This is a genomic window from Variovorax atrisoli, from assembly GCF_014195185.1.
GTDB classification, from domain to species: Bacteria; Pseudomonadota; Gammaproteobacteria; order Burkholderiales; family Burkholderiaceae_C; genus Variovorax; species Variovorax atrisoli.
In genome coordinates this window covers 96,130-112,302 of record NZ_JACIBG010000009.1, presented here as the reverse complement: position 1 = coordinate 112,302, position 16,173 = coordinate 96,130, and the positions used below count along the sequence as shown (strand labels likewise).

At 68.2% G+C, this 16,173-nt stretch carries 17 protein-coding genes and 1 riboswitch; of the genes, 10 read left to right on the top strand and 7 right to left on the bottom strand.

The features are described 5' to 3' along the window. Positions 1 to 175 precede the first annotated feature (175 nt). Both rpsI and rplM read right to left on the bottom strand, forming a co-directional pair. Complete coding sequence (gene rpsI / locus FHY06_RS27710; RefSeq protein ID WP_019656359.1) at positions 176 to 568, bottom strand: 30S ribosomal protein S9; 393 nt, start codon at positions 566 to 568, stop codon at positions 176 to 178. Between the two features lie 12 nt (positions 569 to 580). Next, entirely contained in the window at positions 581 to 1,012 is a 432-nt protein-coding gene (gene rplM / locus FHY06_RS27705) for a 50S ribosomal protein L13 (RefSeq protein ID WP_019656360.1), read from the bottom strand. 197 nt (positions 1,013 to 1,209) lie between these two features. Between rplM and FHY06_RS27700 the strand changes: the two genes are divergently transcribed. Further along, complete coding sequence (locus FHY06_RS27700) at positions 1,210 to 2,163, top strand: 23S rRNA (adenine(2030)-N(6))-methyltransferase RlmJ (RefSeq protein ID WP_019656361.1); 954 nt, start codon at positions 1,210 to 1,212, stop codon at positions 2,161 to 2,163. 28 nt (positions 2,164 to 2,191) lie between these two features. Here the strand turns inward: FHY06_RS27700 and FHY06_RS27695 are convergent, their stop codons facing one another. The 4 genes from FHY06_RS27695 to ahcY form a co-directional block, all read right to left on the bottom strand. Then, positions 2,192 to 2,812, bottom strand: a complete 621-nt coding sequence (locus FHY06_RS27695; RefSeq protein WP_184607005.1) for a septal ring lytic transglycosylase RlpA family protein — start codon at positions 2,810 to 2,812, stop codon at positions 2,192 to 2,194. A 62-nt stretch (positions 2,813 to 2,874) separates the two neighbouring features. Further along, positions 2,875 to 3,699 carry a methylenetetrahydrofolate reductase [NAD(P)H] gene (metF, locus tag FHY06_RS27690; protein ID WP_019656363.1) on the bottom strand — a complete coding sequence of 275 codons (825 nt, stop codon included), beginning with the start codon at positions 3,697 to 3,699 and terminating at the stop codon, positions 2,875 to 2,877. Between the two features lie 10 nt (positions 3,700 to 3,709). Next, positions 3,710 to 4,495: a TlyA family RNA methyltransferase gene (locus tag FHY06_RS27685; RefSeq protein ID WP_019656364.1), complete on the bottom strand. Its 786-nt coding sequence runs from the start codon at positions 4,493 to 4,495 to the stop codon at positions 3,710 to 3,712. A 31-nt stretch (positions 4,496 to 4,526) separates the two neighbouring features. Continuing rightward, the gene (gene ahcY, locus FHY06_RS27680; protein WP_019656365.1) at positions 4,527 to 5,966 is read right to left on the bottom strand and encodes an adenosylhomocysteinase; all 1,440 of its coding nucleotides are present in this window, start codon (positions 5,964 to 5,966) and stop codon (positions 4,527 to 4,529) included. Between the two features lie 66 nt (positions 5,967 to 6,032). Then, positions 6,033 to 6,101: riboswitch (S-adenosyl-L-homocysteine riboswitch) on the bottom strand. A 187-nt stretch (positions 6,102 to 6,288) separates the two neighbouring features. Here ahcY and FHY06_RS27675 point away from each other — a divergent pair. The 9 genes from FHY06_RS27675 to FHY06_RS27635 all read left to right on the top strand — a co-directional run bounded on the left by FHY06_RS27675 (position 6,289) and on the right by FHY06_RS27635 (position 15,362). After that, positions 6,289 to 8,367, top strand: coding sequence for a hypothetical protein (locus FHY06_RS27675; RefSeq protein ID WP_184607004.1), 2,079 nt, complete (start codon positions 6,289 to 6,291; stop codon positions 8,365 to 8,367). A gap of 155 nt (positions 8,368 to 8,522) precedes the next feature. Further along, positions 8,523 to 9,173 carry a single stranded DNA-binding domain-containing protein gene (locus FHY06_RS27670; protein WP_019656367.1) on the top strand — a complete coding sequence of 217 codons (651 nt, stop codon included), beginning with the start codon at positions 8,523 to 8,525 and terminating at the stop codon, positions 9,171 to 9,173. Positions 9,174 to 9,341: 168 nt separating this feature from the next. After that, the gene (gene phaP / locus FHY06_RS27665; protein WP_019656368.1) at positions 9,342 to 9,836 is read left to right on the top strand and encodes a TIGR01841 family phasin; all 495 of its coding nucleotides are present in this window, start codon (positions 9,342 to 9,344) and stop codon (positions 9,834 to 9,836) included. A 43-nt stretch (positions 9,837 to 9,879) separates the two neighbouring features. Beyond that, the gene (locus FHY06_RS27660) at positions 9,880 to 10,800 is read left to right on the top strand and encodes an alpha/beta fold hydrolase (protein ID WP_184607003.1); all 921 of its coding nucleotides are present in this window, start codon (positions 9,880 to 9,882) and stop codon (positions 10,798 to 10,800) included. Positions 10,801 to 10,851: 51 nt separating this feature from the next. Further along, positions 10,852 to 11,295, top strand: a complete 444-nt coding sequence (locus tag FHY06_RS27655) for a hypothetical protein (protein WP_184607002.1) — start codon at positions 10,852 to 10,854, stop codon at positions 11,293 to 11,295. Then, positions 11,292 to 12,380, top strand: coding sequence for an alpha/beta fold hydrolase (locus FHY06_RS27650; protein ID WP_184607001.1), 1,089 nt, complete (start codon positions 11,292 to 11,294; stop codon positions 12,378 to 12,380). The genes FHY06_RS27655 and FHY06_RS27650 overlap by 4 nt, the downstream gene beginning before the upstream one ends. Next, positions 12,377 to 12,991, top strand: coding sequence for a GNAT family N-acetyltransferase (locus FHY06_RS27645; RefSeq protein WP_184607000.1), 615 nt, complete (start codon positions 12,377 to 12,379; stop codon positions 12,989 to 12,991). Before FHY06_RS27650 ends, FHY06_RS27645 begins: the two co-directional genes overlap by 4 nt. 73 nt (positions 12,992 to 13,064) lie before the next feature. Continuing rightward, positions 13,065 to 14,693 carry a peptide chain release factor 3 gene (locus tag FHY06_RS27640; RefSeq protein ID WP_019656373.1) on the top strand — a complete coding sequence of 543 codons (1,629 nt, stop codon included), beginning with the start codon at positions 13,065 to 13,067 and terminating at the stop codon, positions 14,691 to 14,693. 9 nt (positions 14,694 to 14,702) lie between these two features. Then, positions 14,703 to 15,362 carry an SIMPL domain-containing protein gene (locus FHY06_RS27635; RefSeq protein WP_184606999.1) on the top strand — a complete coding sequence of 220 codons (660 nt, stop codon included), beginning with the start codon at positions 14,703 to 14,705 and terminating at the stop codon, positions 15,360 to 15,362. Positions 15,363 to 15,368: 6 nt separating this feature from the next. Here the strand turns inward: FHY06_RS27635 and FHY06_RS27630 are convergent, their stop codons facing one another. Next, a complete protein-coding gene (locus tag FHY06_RS27630; RefSeq protein ID WP_126184787.1) occupies positions 15,369 to 16,172 on the bottom strand; it encodes an ABC transporter permease in 804 nt (267 codons plus the stop codon). Position 16,173: the final 1 nt, after the last annotated feature.

Genomic DNA, 16,173 nt, shown 5'->3' with positions numbered 1-16,173 from the left:
TTGGGAGGGGGCCGGATGTGCGGCCAATGGTACGAATCCTACTGCAATGAGGCGATCTCGGCAGGCCATGGCCGGCTCGCACCCCATTGCAAGTGGGGTCGGAGCAACCTGGCACCAGGGCCTCCAATGAAAAAGCCGCCCGAAGGCGGCTTCTTGTTCGCTTGCAGGAAGCGGATCAGCGCTTGCTGAACTGCTTGCGGCGACGGGCGGAGTGCAGACCGACCTTCTTACGCTCGACTTCACGAGCGTCGCGGGTCACGTAGCCAGCCTGGCTCAGCACCGACTTCAGACCTGCGTCGTAGTCGATCAGCGCGCGGGTGATGCCGTGGCGGGTCGCGCCGGCCTGGCCGGATTCGCCGCCGCCGTGCACGTTGACCATCACGTCGAAGGTTTCGAGGTTGTTGGTCAGCGCGAGGGGTTGCTTCGCGATCATGATCGAGGTTTCACGGCCGAAGAAATCCTGGATGTCCTTGCCGTTGACCGTGATCTTGCCCGAGCCCTTTTTCAGAAACACGCGGGCGACGCTCGATTTGCGACGGCCGGTGCCGTTGTTCCATTCACCAATCATTCTCAAGGCTCCTTAGATTTCCAGCGTCTTGGGCTGCTGGGCGGCGTGCGGGTGCTCAGCACCACCGTACACCTTGAGTTTCTTGATCATCGCGTAACCGAGCGGACCCTTGGGCAGCATGCCCTTGACGGCCTTTTCCAGGGCGCGGCCCGGATGCTTGGATTGCATGTCGCGGAAGTTGGTCGCCGTGATACCGCCCGGGTAGCCCGAGTGACGGTAGTACACCTTGTCGATCGACTTGGCGCCGGTGACGCGCAGTTGCGATGCGTTGATGATGACGATGAAGTCACCGGTGTCGACGTGAGGCGTATAAATGGCCTTGTGTTTGCCGCGCAGACGGAGAGCAACTTCGCTGGCTACTCGTCCGAGGACCTTGTCGGTCGCGTCAATCACAAACCACTCGTGCGTCACGTCAGCGGGCTTGGCGCTGAACGTTTTGGTCATGAGTTTTCTCTTGCAAGAAGGTTTGGCGGGCCCTTTTCCACGGTCGGCGTTCCTCTGACGGGAATCTCTTAGGTGGGTTTCGAAGTCTTCGCCGCGGGGCCACAAAAACGCTGCGAAGCCCACGATTATACGAAGAATGGCCCCGCGCAGGCAAATTCATGCCTTGGCGGCCCCAACACCGTTACCATCCTCCCCCTATGTTCAGCTACCGCCACGCCTTCCATGCCGGCAACCACGCCGACGTGCTCAAGCACACGGTGCTGATTGCCACGCTCGACCACCTGCTCGAAAAAGAGGCAGCTCTGACGGTCGTCGACACCCATGCCGGCGCCGGCCTCTACCGTTTGGACGGCGACTACGCCGGCACTAGCGGTGAGGCTGCCGACGGCGTGCTGCGCCTCCTTTCCGACAGCAAAACGTCCGACAGCCCCGCCACCCCGGCGAAGCCTGCTATCAAAAAAGCAGCAACCGAGGCCGATGCCCCCTTGGCTGACGCCATCGCCCGCTACCTGGGCGTGATCGGCGACTTCAACCCCAAGGGCGGCGCGCGCGTCTACCCCGGCTCGCCCTTCATCGTGCAGCACCTGCTGCGCGACCACGACAAGCTCAAGCTCTTCGAGCTGCACCCCACCGACGCGCGCACGCTTGACGCCAACATCGCCCAGCTCGAGGCCGGCCGCCAGATCGCCGTGCTGCGCGAGGACGGTTTCGGCAGTGCCACCAAGTTCCTGCCGCCGCCGTCGCGCCGCGCGCTGGTGCTCATGGACCCCAGCTATGAGATGAAGACCGACTACGGCCGCGTGCTCGACTTCATGGCCGAGGCGCTCAAGCGATTCGCCACGGGCACCTACGCGGTCTGGTATCCGATCATTCCGCGGCCCGAGGCGCACGACCTGCCGCGCCGGCTCAAGACGATGGCGACCAAGGCCGGCAAGTCGTGGCTCCACGCCACGCTGACGGTCAAGTCCAGCAAGATCACGAAAGACGCTGCATCGGGCGCGACGCACCGGCCGGGCCTGCCGGCCAGCGGCATGTTCCTGATCAACCCGCCCTACACGCTGAAGCCGCTGCTGGCGGCCGCGCTGCCGCAGCTGGTGCAGCGCCTGGGCCAGGACCGCAACGCCGCCTTCTCGCTCGATTCGGACGGCTGAGCAAGCCGCCCTTGTCGCATCTGCCGGCCTACTTGCGGCGGCGGGGCGGCACCACGGCCTTGCGCCGCGCCGGAGCCTGCGCGCGCGCCCGCTGCTGCGGTTCGCTCGAAGCGACGGGCGCCGCCGCATCGCCGGCCTCGACCGGCAGGCCGCCGCAGCGCATGCCGTCGCGGTCGATCACCGTCAGCGCCACCTGCTTGATGCCCAGCCCCGTCAGGCCGATCCGGTCGGCCGCCGCGCGGCTCAGGTCGATGACGCGTCCCGCCGAATAGGGGCCGCGGTCGTTGATGCGCACCAGCACCTCGCTGCCGTTGACGAGGCTGCGCACGCACACGCGCGTGTTGAATGGAAGCGTCTTGTGGGCCGCCGTCATGGCGCTCATGTCGAAGCGTTCACCGCTGGCGGTCTTGCGCTGGTGGAACTGGATGCCGTACCACGAGGCGCCGCCGCGCTCGAAAATTTCGCGCGGCCCGTCGTCGGGAATACCGTCGTCCGGGGCCTGCTCGCCCATGCCTGAGACGGCGAGGTCATAGCGCACCGCGGGTACGCTGGAGCGCGCGGCCGCGCCCGGAGGTACCGCGATGGCGCGGGGCAGGGGCAGCAGCTTCGTCCCGTCACCGCCGCCTTCGGCGTCGGTGGCAGGCGGCATGGCGCATCCCGCAAGAACGCAGGTCGCCGCGACAAGTGCCGCCCGGAACCCCGCGCGCCCTCTCAATCGAGGCGCTCCAGCACCGCCAGCGTGGCCGCCGACTGGTTCATCGTGTAGAAGTGCAGCGCCGGCGCGCCGCCTTCCTGCAGGCGCGCGCACAGGTCGGTGACCACATCGAGGCCGAAGGCCTTGATCGACGCCGTGTCGTCGCCGAAGCTCTGCAGCCGCAGGCGGATCCAGCGCGGGATCTCTGCGCCGCAGGCGTCCGAGAAGCGCATGAGCTGCGTCGAGCTCGTGATCGGCATGATGCCCGGCACGATCGGCGTGTCGAGCCCCAGCTTGCGCACGTCGTCGACGAAGCGGAAATACGCCTCGGGGCTGAAGAAGTACTGCGTGATCGCCGAGTCGGCGCCCGCCTTCACCTTGGCGGCGAAGGCCTGCAGATCGGCCTCGGGCGAGCGGGCCTGCGGGTGGATCTCGGGGTAGCAGGCCACCTCGATGTGGAAGTCGCGGCCGGTCTCCTCGCGGATGAAGCCCACGAGGTCGCTCGCATACTGGAACTCGCCGCCGATGCCGTAGCCGCTGGGCAGGTCGCCGCGCAGCGCCACAAGGCGCTTGACGCCCATGGCCTTCAACTCGGCGAGCTGCTCGCGCACGGTGGCGCGCGTGGCGCCGATGCACGAGAAGTGGCTCGCGGCGTCCACGCCTTCGGACAGGATCTCCTGCACCGCACCGAAGGTGCCCTGGTGCGTGGAACCGCCCGCGCCGTAGGTGACCGAGCAGAACTGCGGCTTGCGCGCATACAGCTGCTGGCGCACCGCGCGCAGCTTGACCGCGCCTTCGGGCGTCTTGGTCGGGAAGAATTCGAAACTCAACGGAAGGCGCACCTGCGTCTCCTTAGGAACCGTTCGCCTGAACAGCGCGAACGGCGTGAATGAAAAACTCGCGGTTGCCGTCGCCCCCGGCGATCGGGCTGTCGAACCACTGCAGCACCCGCAGGCCGAGCGCCTCGCAGGCGTCGCGCAGGCGCTTCTCGACCACCGCGTAAAGCGCGTCGTCGCGCACGATGCCGCCCTTGCCGATCTGGCCCGGCTGCAGCTCGAACTGGGGCTTGACCAGCATCAGCAGGCGCCCTTCATCGGCCATGAATCCGACGACCGCCGGCAGCACCAGCGTGAGCGAGATGAACGACAGGTCGCCCACGATCAGGTCGAAGCGTGGCCCACCTTCATCGGCTTCTTCGCCGAGATCGTCGGCCGACAGCGCACGCGCATTGACGCCCTCGATGGCCACCACGCGCTCGTCCTCGCGCAGCCGCGCATGCAGCTGTCCGTGGCCGACGTCGACGCCCACCACCCGGGCGGCGCCGCGCTGCAGCAGGCAGTCGGTGAAGCCGCCGGTCGACTGGCCCACGTCGAGGCACAGCCAGCCGGCCGGGTCGATGCCGCTCGCCGCCAGCGCGCCCTCGAGCTTGAGCCCGCCGCGCGAAACATAGCGCGCTTCCGCCGCATCGACCAGTTCGAGCTCGGCGGACTCCGGCACGTCGTCCTTGTTCTTGACGACATTGCGCCAGGCGTCGCCCGAGCCCGCGTCACGCCAGCGCAAGCCGCCGGCGATGAGCCGCACGGCCTGCGAACGCGACGCGGCCAGGCCGCGCTCCACCAGCAACTGATCGGCGCGCATGCGCTGCTGCGGCTGTCGCTGCCACCCCCGCTCAGTAGCGGTAGGTGTCCGGCTTGTAGGGGCCGTTCTTGTCGACGCCGATGTAGGCGGCCTGCACGTCGGTCAGCTCGGTCAGCATGGCACCGACCTTCTTCAGGTGCAGGCGCGCGACCTTCTCGTCGAGGTGCTTCGGCAGCACGTAGACCTTGCCGGCCTGGTAGGCGTCGGGCTTGGTGAACAGCTCGATCTGCGCGATGGTCTGGTTCGCGAACGACGACGACATCACGAAGCTCGGGTGGCCCGTGCCGCAGCCCAGGTTCACGAGACGGCCCTTGGCCAGCAGGATGATCTTCTTGCCGTCGGGGAACTTGATGTGGTCGACCTGCGGCTTGATCTCTTCCCACTCGTACTTCTCGATCGAAGCGACGTCGATCTCGTTGTCGAAGTGGCCGATGTTGCAGACGATGGCCTGGTCCTTCATGGCGGCCATGTGCTCGTGGCGGATCACGTCGCGGTTGCCGGTGGTGGTCACGAAGATGTCGGCCTTGTCGGCGGCGTATTCCATCGTCACGACCTTGTAGCCTTCCATGGCGGCCTGCAGGGCGTTGATCGGGTCGATCTCGGTCACCCACACCTGCGCCGACAGCGCGCGCAGGGCCTGGGCCGAGCCCTTGCCCACGTCGCCGTAGCCGGCCACGCAGGCGACCTTGCCGGCGATCATCACGTCGGTGGCGCGCTTGATGCCGTCCACCAGCGACTCGCGGCAGCCGTACAGGTTGTCGAACTTGCTCTTGGTGACGGAGTCGTTCACGTTGATCGCGCGGAACAGCAGCGTGCCCTTGGCGGACATCTCGTTCAGGCGGTGCACGCCGGTGGTGGTTTCTTCCGTCACGCCGATGATCTCGGCCGACTTGCGGGTGTACCAGGTGCCGTCGACGGCCAGCTTGGCCTTGATGGCGGCGTAGAGGATGCGCTCTTCCTCGCTGGTCGGGTTGGCGAGCACGCTCTGGTCCTTCTCGGCGCGCTGGCCCAGGTGCATCAGCAGCGTGGCGTCGCCGCCGTCGTCCAGGATCATGTTCGGGCCTTCGCCCTTCGAGCCCTTGGGGCCGAAGTCGAAGATGGCGTGGGTGTAGTCCCAGTAGTCCTTCAGCGACTCGCCCTTGATCGCGAACACCGGCGTGCCCTTCTCGGCGATGGCGGCGGCGGCGTGGTCCTGCGTCGAGAAGATGTTGCACGAGGCCCAGCGCACCTGTGCGCCGAGCGCCTGCAGCGTCTCGATCAGCACGGCCGTCTGGATCGTCATGTGCAGCGAGCCGGTGATGCGCGCGCCCTTCAGCGGCTGCGACTTCGCGAACTCCTCGCGGATGGCCATCAGGCCGGGCATCTCGGTTTCCGCGATGCGGATTTCCTTGCGGCCCCAGGCGGCCAGGGACAGGTCGGCGATCGCCTGGTCGGCGGTCGAAACGGGGGTGGGCTTGAGAACAGCGCTCATGGGAACTCCAACAAAACTGGTTTGAAAGATGCCGCCGGATACGGGAAATGGGCTCACCGCAAGAACAGCGGGTGAGCGTCGTTGCGATATGTGGTCCGAGCCTCACGCCTGACGGCGCTGCAACGCTCCTCGGAGGGGCGGATTGTAGACGGGGCGACCGGGCGCGCCAATGCCGCGGGATTTGGCCGCGCCGCAGCTGCCGGGGGGCTGACATCCGGCGTCCCCGGCCCCGTGTTGACCTTTGGTTACGATTCTCCCGGGCTCGGTCCAGGAGCCGGCCGGCGCCCTGCCGGGCCCATTCAAAAAGAGAGGGAAGCGTCACATGAGGATGGAAAAAAGACATCTCGCAAGCCTGGGCCTCGTCGCCCTGCTGACAGCTTGCGGAGGGGGCGGCGGAGGCTCCGGCGGCGGGCTTTCGCTGGGAACCGGCGGCAACACGAAGCCGGAAACGCCCGCGGCGGCAGCCAAGACCACGGCCGATGCGCGCAGCGGCAGCTACCGCGTCTACGCGGCCAACGGCACGCAGCAGCAGCTCTCGGTCGACTTCGACGCCGGCAGCTACACCATGACGGACAACCTCGGCGTGGCCGAATCCGGCACCTTCGCCGAGGACTTCACCGAGCCGGGCACCTACGTGTTCGCGAGCAGCCGCATCACCACCGCGGCCAACACCTCGCGCTTCCGCGTGACGAGCGACACCATCGTGGGCGCGTTCCCGTTCCAGACCGCGTACTCGAGCCCCGCTGCCTACGCCGCGCAGCCCTTCGTGGCGGCGCGCGACTTCGTCACCACCGCGGCGCTGATCGACGGCACCTACAACCGCTTCAGCGTCACGCGCAGCCCCGGCGGCGCGCAGGACTCGACGATCCTGTCGATGCGCCTGTCGGGCAGCGGCACGGTGCTGGAGTTCTGCAACGACGCCATCATCTACAGGATCGACCTCTGCCCCGCCGCCTCGAAGCGCACCTACGCGGTCACGCCGGGGGTCGACGACGCCTGGGTCGCGACCAACGTGGCCAACAGCAGCGACGTCGCCAACTTCCGCGTGGCGCGCATCGGCGGCCAGAACGTGTACCTCGGCGCAGGCGTCAGCGTCTCGCCGGCCCAGCAGTTCTTGCGCATCGCCCTGCCCGAGTCGTCGAGCTGGCCCACCACGCGCGGCATCGGCTCGTCGACCACGAGCAGCTGGGGCACGAACCTGATCAGCACAACCAGCACGGTGCGCACCTCCACCGGCACCGACGATACCTACGGCACCCTGACGATGCCGGTGGACAGCACCGCCTACGCGAACCAGCCCCTGGGCATCCGCGGCGTCAACTTCACCGGGGCGAACAAGTACTTCGCGATGCAGGCCGGCGAGCTTTCGGTGCTGGTGGGCGCGCGCAGCAACACCGCCACGCAGGGCTACATCCAGCTCAACCTGATCGACAACGGCGCCACGCCCGACGCACGCAACGGGCGCTACAAGGTCTACGCCACCAACGGCTCGCGGCAGACGCTGGCGCTGAACGTCGACAGCAAGCGCTACGAGATGACCGATGCCGCCGGCACCGTCGCCTCGGGCAGCTTCGCCGAGGACACGGCCGAGCCGGGCAGCTTCATCTTCGCGAGCAGCCGCATCACGAGCGCCGCCAACACGGCGCGCTTCCGCTTCACGACGGATACGGTGGTCGGCGCGTTCCCGTTCGCGGTCGCGCAGGTCACGCCCGAGAGCTACGCCGTGCGGCCCTTCGTGGCATCGCGCGCGCTGGTGAAGACGCAGGCTGCGCTCGACGGCACCTACAACCGGCTGGGCATCAACATGACGGCCACCGGCGGCGATTCGTCGATCACCCAGATCCAGATCGCCAACGGCGGCACCGTGCTCTACCTGTGCAACGACAACGTGATCTACCGGATCGACAACTGTCCTTCCGCATCCGTGCTGACGTACACCGTGTCGGCTGGCACCACCGTGGACACCTGGCGCATCGTGAACGTGGCCAATCCGTCGGACAACGGCACCTTCGCGGTCGCGCGCGTCGGAGGCGAGAACATCTACCTCTCGGCCGGCAACGTGGCGTCCACGCCCCCGAGGTCGGTGTTCCGCATCGGCCTGCCCGAACGCGCCACATGGCCCACCGTCATCGCGCGCGGCGGCGCCACCAGCGGCGGCTGGGGCAGCACCGGCATCGACGCGTCTTACTACACGCGCACCCAGACGCTGCCCGACGGCACCAGCGCCACGCTCAACGCGTCGCTGGCTCCGATGGGCACGAACGGCCCGCTCAACATGCGCGCGGCGACCTTCATCGGCCCGAATTACCACTTCGCGAGCCAGAGCAGCAAGCTCTTCGCGATGGTCGGCTCGCGCAACCCGGCCACGGCCGGCGCGATGGAGATCGGCCTGATCGACTGACGCCGCGGGCGCTTCGCCCTGAAAGCCAGGAAGGCCGCATGCCGCATCGCGTGGCATGCGGCCTTTTTTCGTTGCTCATTCAGGCCTAAGACGGCCGCCTGCACGTTTCGCCGGCGCGACGTACATTGGCCGGCCCACAGCCCCTGAAAGCCAACATGCAGATCCACTCCTCCAGCACGCCCAGGACCTTGCTCGCAGCCCTTGCTGCCGCCGTCGGCCTGGCCGCCGCCCTGCTTCCGGCGGGCGCGTCCGCCCAGAACGCCGACACCGTCCGCATCCGCGGCACCCTCGTGCGCGTCGATGCGAACACCCTGGTCGTGCAGGACCGCAGCGGCGAGGTCGTCTCGCTCGCCCGGCCCGCCGGCCTGCCCGTGTCGGAGGTCTACCCGATCAAGCTCTCGGACATCAAGCGCGGCAGCTTCATCGGCACCGCCGCCATGCCGCAGCCCGACGGCACGCAGAAGGCGCTCGAAGTCGTCGTGTTCCCCGAGGCCGCGCGCGGCACGGGCGAGGGCCATCGTCCCTGGGACCTGCTGCCCGAAAGCACCATGACCAACGCCACGGTCGCAGACCTGGCCGCGGCGCCGAAGTCGGTGCGCGGCGGCCAGCAGCTGCACCTGACCTACAAGGGCGGCGAGAAGACCGTCGTGGTGCCGCCCGACGTTCCGGTGGTTACCTTCCGGCCCGGTACCGACGCACTGCTGGTGCCGGGCGCACGGGTGCTGGTGAATGCGCAGGAGAAGAACGGCACGCCCACCGCGCTGCGCGTGACGGCCGGGCGCAACGGCTTCGCGCCGCCGATGTAGGAGTGAAGGCGGGCAGCGAAGGCGGCACGCACCCAAGGGAAATCCCGCAGGCATTTTTGCGGCTGCGGTGAGCTCCGGCGCGCCGGCGCGGCGTATCGTGGCGAGGGTTTCCGGCCGCCGGGCCGGTCCCTCCCTACCAACGTCCACCGTCACAGGAGATTCCGCACCATGGCCACTGCCAAGAAAGCCGCCGCCAAGAAGACCACTGCCAGCAGCAGCACCGCCAGCGCGAAGAAGGCGGCGCCCGACGTCGCGGACATGCTCAATCCGCTGAAGGGCATGGCCGACCGGCTGCAGGGCCTGAACCTGACCGGCGGCGCCGGCAAGCTGCTGGAAGCGGGACGCAAGGACCTTGCGGCGCTGATGGAGGCCAACGAGAAGTCCTACCAGGGCCTGCAGACCGTCGTGCAGCGCCAGACCGAGATGATCAAGAGCGCCATCTCCGAGTGGCAGGCCGCCGCCAAGGAGATGCCGGGCAAGGACCCGAAGGAGAACCTCGCCAAGCTCGACGAACTGGGCCGCCAGTCATTCCAGCGCGCCATCGACGACATCAAGGAGCTGGCCAACCTGGCGGCCAAGTCGCAGGCCGATGCCTTCGACGTGGTGCGCCAGCGCATCCAGGCGAACGTCGACGAAGTGACGAAGATGCTGCAACGCAAGTGAGCCGGCAAGAGACAGCTCCGACGGACGGCCTCCGCGCGCAGCCATGACTGCAATTCCACCGCGCATCGAGCACCGCACGCGCGCCAACGGCATCGAGCTGGCCTGGGACAGCTTCGGCGACCCAGCCGCCGAGCCGCTGCTGCTGGTGATGGGCCTCGGCGCGCAGATGGTGGCCTGGGACGACGCCTTCTGCGCCCGGCTCGCCGAGGCCGGCAGGCACCGCGTGATCCGCTTCGACAACCGCGACATCGGCCATTCGACGCACCTCACGCTGCTGGGCGTGCCCGACATCCAGGCGCTGATGGCGCAAGCGGTGGCCGGGCTTCCGCTGCGGACGCCTTACGACCTGCGCGACATGGCGGCCGACTGCGTCGGGCTGCTCGATGCGCTGGGCATAGAGCGGGCCCACGTCGTGGGCGCCTCGATGGGCGGTGCCATCGGGCAGGAACTGTGCATCCACCATCCGCAGCGGATGCTGTCGTTCACCAGCATCATGTCGAGCACCGGCGCGCCGGGCCTGCCGCCGCCCACGCCCGAGGCGATGGCGGTGCTGTTCTCGCCCGCGCCGACCACTTTCGCCGCCTACCAGGCGCACTACGCGAAGGTGTGGCGCGTGCTGCGCGGGCCCGGGAGCTTCCCGCTCGACGAAGCGCGCGACGCCGAGAAGGCGCAGCTCGTCTTCCTGCGCGGGCTCAACCCGGCCGGCGTGGCGCGGCAGCTCGCGGCCATCCTCGCCTCCGGCAACCGCAAGCCCGCGCTGCGCAAGGTGCGCGTGCCCACGCTGGTGGTCCACGGCGACGACGACCCGCTGGTTCCGGTGGCCTGCGGCATCGACGTGGCCGATGCGATCGCAGGCGCGCAGCTGCTGCGCATTCCGGGCATGGGGCACGCCCTGCCGATCCCGATGTGGCCGCGGATCATCGACGCCATCGCGGCGCACACGGCGAGACACGCCGGCACCTGAAACGGCTGGGACACGAGCGACGAGGCGACAGACAAGAAGGGAGCATCCGCCATGACGAACAAGTTCTCCCCCCTCGACCCGATGGCCATGTGGCGCGAGCTCACCGCCCAGTGGGAGAAGAGCACCAACGAGTTCGCCAACGAGACCATGGCCTCGGACCCGTTCCGACAGGGCATGCACGGCGGCATGAACGCCTCGCTCACCGCGCAGAAGGCACTGGGCGACCTGATGGCGCGCTACCTCGCGATGCTGAACCTGCCCACGCGCGCCGACCTGCAGGTGCTGGGCGAGCAGCTGCAGCGCATCGACGACCACCTGGCGCGCATCGCCCGTGCGGTGGAAGCCGGCCCCTTTGCGGCCGCTGCATCCGCCAAGGCGGCGCCGGGACCGCGCCGTACCCGGCAGCCGCCTGCGGCCTCCATGACCCCGACATCGCCTCCAGTGCCGAAGGCGCCGGCCCGCACACGCAAGCCCGCAGGAAAGCGCTCGCCATGACCGCCGGGGCAGACAACACCTTCGCCCTGCCCGACATCGCGGTCGACATGGCCGCCGAGATCGAGCGCACGATCCAGCGCAACATCAAGGGCCTGGATTTCCTCACCACCGCCGCGCCCGCCGTGGGGCAGACGCCCAAGGACGACATCCACCGTCGCGGCACGCTGAGCCTGTACCACTACCGGCCGATGGCCGACGAAATCTACCGCGTGCCGCTGCTGATCGTGATGGCGACCACCAACCGCGGCTACATCCTCGACCTCGCGCCGGGCCAGAGCATGGTCGAGCACCTGCTCCTGCGCGGCTACGACGTCTACATGATGGACTGGAACGCGCCGCGCCCGCAGGAGAAGTACCTGCGCATCGAGGACTACGTGCTCGACTTCATCCCCGACTCGATCCGCCGCGTGCAGGGGCGCTCGGGCGAGGCAGACGTCACGCTCGTGGGCTACTGCATGGGCGGCGTGCTCTCCACGCTCTATGCCGCGCTGCACCCCGGCGGGCCGATGAAGAACCTCGCGCTCTTCACCACGCCCGTCGACTTCAGCCGCATGAAGCTGTTCCATGCGTGGTCGGACCGCCGCTACTTCGACGTCGACCGCCTCGTCGACACCGTGGGCAACGTGCCGCCCGAGATGCTCTTCACCTCCTTCGACATGCTGCGCCCCGCCGGCCGAAGCGCGGGCATGGTGCAGCTGTGGGACAACATGGACAACGACGAATTCGTCAAGTCGTACCGCATGTTCGACCGCTGGGGCAACGAGATGCTGCCGCTGGCCGGCGAGTACTTCCGCCAGACCGTCAAGGAACTCATGTGGGGCAACAAGCTGCACAAGGGCGAGCTGGTGATCGGCGGACAGAAGGTGCGGCTGAAGAACATCCGGGTGCCGGTGCTGCACGCGCTCGCGCAGCACGACCACATCGTTCCGTACGAGGCCGGGCAGCCGCTGGTGGCCGGCATCGGCTCCACCGACAAGGAGGAAGTGGTGCTCAAGGGCGGCCACGTCAGCCTCGCCGCCGGGCCCAACGCGGTGCGCCGGCTGTGGCCCAGACTCGACGAATGGCTTGGAGTGCGATCGACATGAGCATCACCACCGTGACCGACTCCTTCTCGCGGACCTACCCGCGCACCGTGACCAGCAGCGAGGGCAGCATCGTCCTGCGCCTGATGGCCGCCGAAGACGCCGATGCCGTGCTCGCCTTCGCACAGGCGTTGCCGGCGCACGACCTGCTCTTTCTGCCGCGCGACATCACCCAGCCCAAGGTGATGAACGCCTGGGTGCGCGCCATCGAGCGCGGCGACATCGACAGCGTGCTCGCGGTACGCGAGAAGGCCGTGCTCGGCTGCGCGGCGGTGATCCGCGATCCGCACTCCTGGTCAAGCCACGTCGCCGAGCTGCGCGTGCTCGCCGCACCCGAGCTGCGCGGCAGCGGCCTGGGCCACAAGCTCGCGCGCGAAGCCTGCGCGCTGGCCATCGAGCGCGGGGCCGAAAAGCTCGTCGCCCGCATGACCGTCGACCAGCGCGGTGCCATCGCCGTCTTCCAGGCCCTGGGCTTCAAGCCCGAGGCGCTGCTGGGCAGGCACGTGAAGGACCGCCAGGGGCTGACGCACGACCTGGTGGTGCTGAGCCAGGACGTGGCGCGGTTCGAGGCACAGATGCGGGCCTATGGGATGGGCGAGGCGCTGGGGAGCTGAAGCGCCCCTGGCACGGGGGCGGAGGGGCCGTAAGCCTTTTAAAATCGCGGATTCCCCCCGCAGATTGCCCACCTTGTCTTTCGTAGCCGAAACCCGCCGCCGCCGCACCTTCGCGATCATTTCCCACCCTGACGCCGGCAAGACCACGCTGACCGAAAAGCTGCTGCTTTTCTCCGGCGCGATCCAGATCGCCGGCTCGGTGAAGGCGCGCAAGGCCTCGCGCCATGCCACCTCCGACTGGATGGAAATCGAGAAGCAGCGCGGCATTTCCGTGGCCTCGTCGGTGATGCAGATGGTCTACCGCGACCACGTCATCAACCTGCTCGACACGCCCGGCCACAAGGACTTCTCGGAAGACACCTACCGCGTGCTCACCGCCGTCGACTCGGCGCTGATGGTGATCGACGCGGCCAACGGCGTGGAAGCACAGACGCGGCGGCTGATCGAGGTCTGCCGCCAGCGCGACACGCCCATCATCACCTTCGTCAACAAGATGGACCGCGAAGTGCGCGAGCCGCTGGACATCCTCGACGAGGTGGAGCGCGAGCTGGGCATGCCGTGCGTGCCCATGACCTGGCCCGTGGGCCAGGGCAAGAGCTTCCGCGGGATCATGAACCTGCGTACGCAGGCGATGACGGTGTTCGAGTCGGGCAGCGAGCGCCTGCCGCAGGACTTCGAGACCATCCCGCTTGCCGAGCGCGACACGCTGGTCAAGCGCTTCGGCGCCGACTTCGAGACCGCCATGGAGAGCATGGAGCTCGCCACCGGCGCATCGCCCGCCTGGGACCGCGAGGCCTTCCTGGCCGGCAAGCAGACCCCCGTGTTCTTCGGCTCCGGCGTGAACAACTTCGGCGTGATGGAGGTGCTCGACGCGCTGGTCGACCTGGCGCCCTCGCCGCGCTCGCGCATCAGCACCACGCTGGTCAACCGCCAGCCGGTGACCAAGGAGATCCAGCCCGAGGACAAGGACTTCGCGGGCGTGGTCTTCAAGGTGCAGGCCAACATGGACGCCAACCACCGCGACCGCATCGCCTTCGTGCGCATGGCCTCGGGCAAGTACACGCCGGGCATGAAGCTGAAGGTGCAGCGCACCGCCAAGGAACTGCGCCCCACCAGTGTCGTGACCTTCATGAGCCAGCGCCGCGAGGCGGTGGAAGAGGCCTACGCGGGTGACATCGTGGGCTTCACCACCCACGGCGGCGTGCAGCTGGGCGACACCATCACCGACGGCGCCAGCCTGCAGTTCACCGGCTTGCCCTTCTTCGCGCCCGAGCTCTTCATGACCGTGATCCTGAAGAACCCGCTGCGCACCAAGCAGCTGCAGCAGGGCCTGGCCCAGCTCGGCGAGGAAGGCGCGATCCAGGTGTTCCGCCCCGAGATCGGCGGCCCGATGCTGCTGGGCGCGGTCGGCCAGCTGCAGTTCGAAGTGGTGCAGCACCGCCTGAAGGCCGAGTACGACGCCGACGTGCGCCTAGAAGGCTGCCAGTACACCGGCGCGCGCTGGATCACGGCCGACACGCCGGCCGAGCTGCGTGAATTCGTGAACGCCTACCCGCAGCGCATGGCGAAGGATGCGGCGGACACGCTGGCCTTCCTGTGCACGTCGCCCTACGACGTGCGGCTGGCGCAGGAGCGGTTTCCGAAGATCCACTTCCATCCGCTGCGCGAGCATGCGGGGCTGGCGCTGCAGAGCGCGGGCTAGAGAGCCGTCATGGAAACCTTTATCCAGGTCGCAGGGCTCGGTGATTTGATCGAACGGGTCACCGAGCAGCGAGCCACATTGACGATCACAGTCAAGGCCTCGAAGACCGAGGTGGCGTTGACCGAAGCGACGAGCCTTCGCAATGACACGATCCGGACGCTGAAAGAGGCGGGCCTCACGTCCGACGAGATCACGGAAGGCGGGCGCGACGCCTGGCAGCCTTGGTATCTCAAGCGCAGCGTGGGCCAGGAAGTGGCGCACCGCGTGCTGATCGCCTGCAAGGAGACGCGTCGGCTCTATCAGGCACTCGACGCGCTCGAACCGCTGTTCACGAACTCCCGCTACACCATGGGCGTCGACATGCAGCAGCCCCGCTTCGAAGCACAGGAAGGCGCGGAAGCCGAGGCACGGATGGCCGCCATCCGGCATGCGCGCGGCAAGGCGCTGATCCTTGCGAAGGAAGCGGGCGTCACGCTGGGTGCAATCGCACAGGTGGAAGAACTCGGTTCGCAGGCGGACAACTCGGGTGCCTATGGCGACCACACCTGGGCGTACGCCGGAGGCGCCGCGGCATCGGCTTCCGGCAGCCCAGAAAGCGACTTCGAGGAACTGGCCGGAGCAATGCGGACCCGCACCCTGCGCTACCGCGTGCGCTTCCTGATCGGCTGAAGCTCCTCAGCTCCCCGTCGACGCATAGCGGCGCAACCCGAAGCGCCACACCCCGAACGCCGCCGCCAGGAACACGAACCCCGCGAGCGGCGACACCAGCCCCACCCACGCCGGCGCCCCCAGCGGATCGGTCTTCCCCAGGATCGCCAGCACGGGGTAGTACGCCACGCAGGCCAGCGGCACGATGAAGGTCAGCACGCGCCGGAACCAGCGCGCATAGAGCGCCAGCGGGTACTGCGCGGCCTGCACGCCCCCGTAGGTCAGCACGTTCGCGATCTCGAGGCTCTCGACGGTCCAGAAGGCCAGGGTGCCCTGCAGCACCAGGATGCCGAGGAACAGCGCCACGCCGCCCGCGATGGCGAGCAGCGCGATGGCGATGGCGCCCGGCGTCCACGCGATGCCCGTCTGCTGCGTCGCGAAAGCCACCATCGCCAGCCCCTGCAGCAGCCGGCCCAGTCGGCTGATGCGGAAGTCGTTGCCCATCAGCTGCAGCGCAAGCGGACGCGGGCGCAGCAGCAGGCGGTCGAAGGCGCCGGTGCGCAAAAACTCGGTGCCGAGCACGTCGAAGCCGCGGCCCAGCGCATCGGCCAGCGCGAACATGCAGTTCACCAGGCCGTAGAACAGGGCCACCTCGCCGATGCGCCAGCCCTGCACGTCGCCAAAGCGGTGGAACAGCGCCCACACGGCGATCACCTCGATACCAGTGCCGAGGAACTGGCCGACGGTCAGCATCAGCGCCGAGGCGGGGTAGCGCGCCTGGCCGCCGAGGGAAGCGCCCACCAGCCGGAAGAAGAGCGGAATCGATCCCATC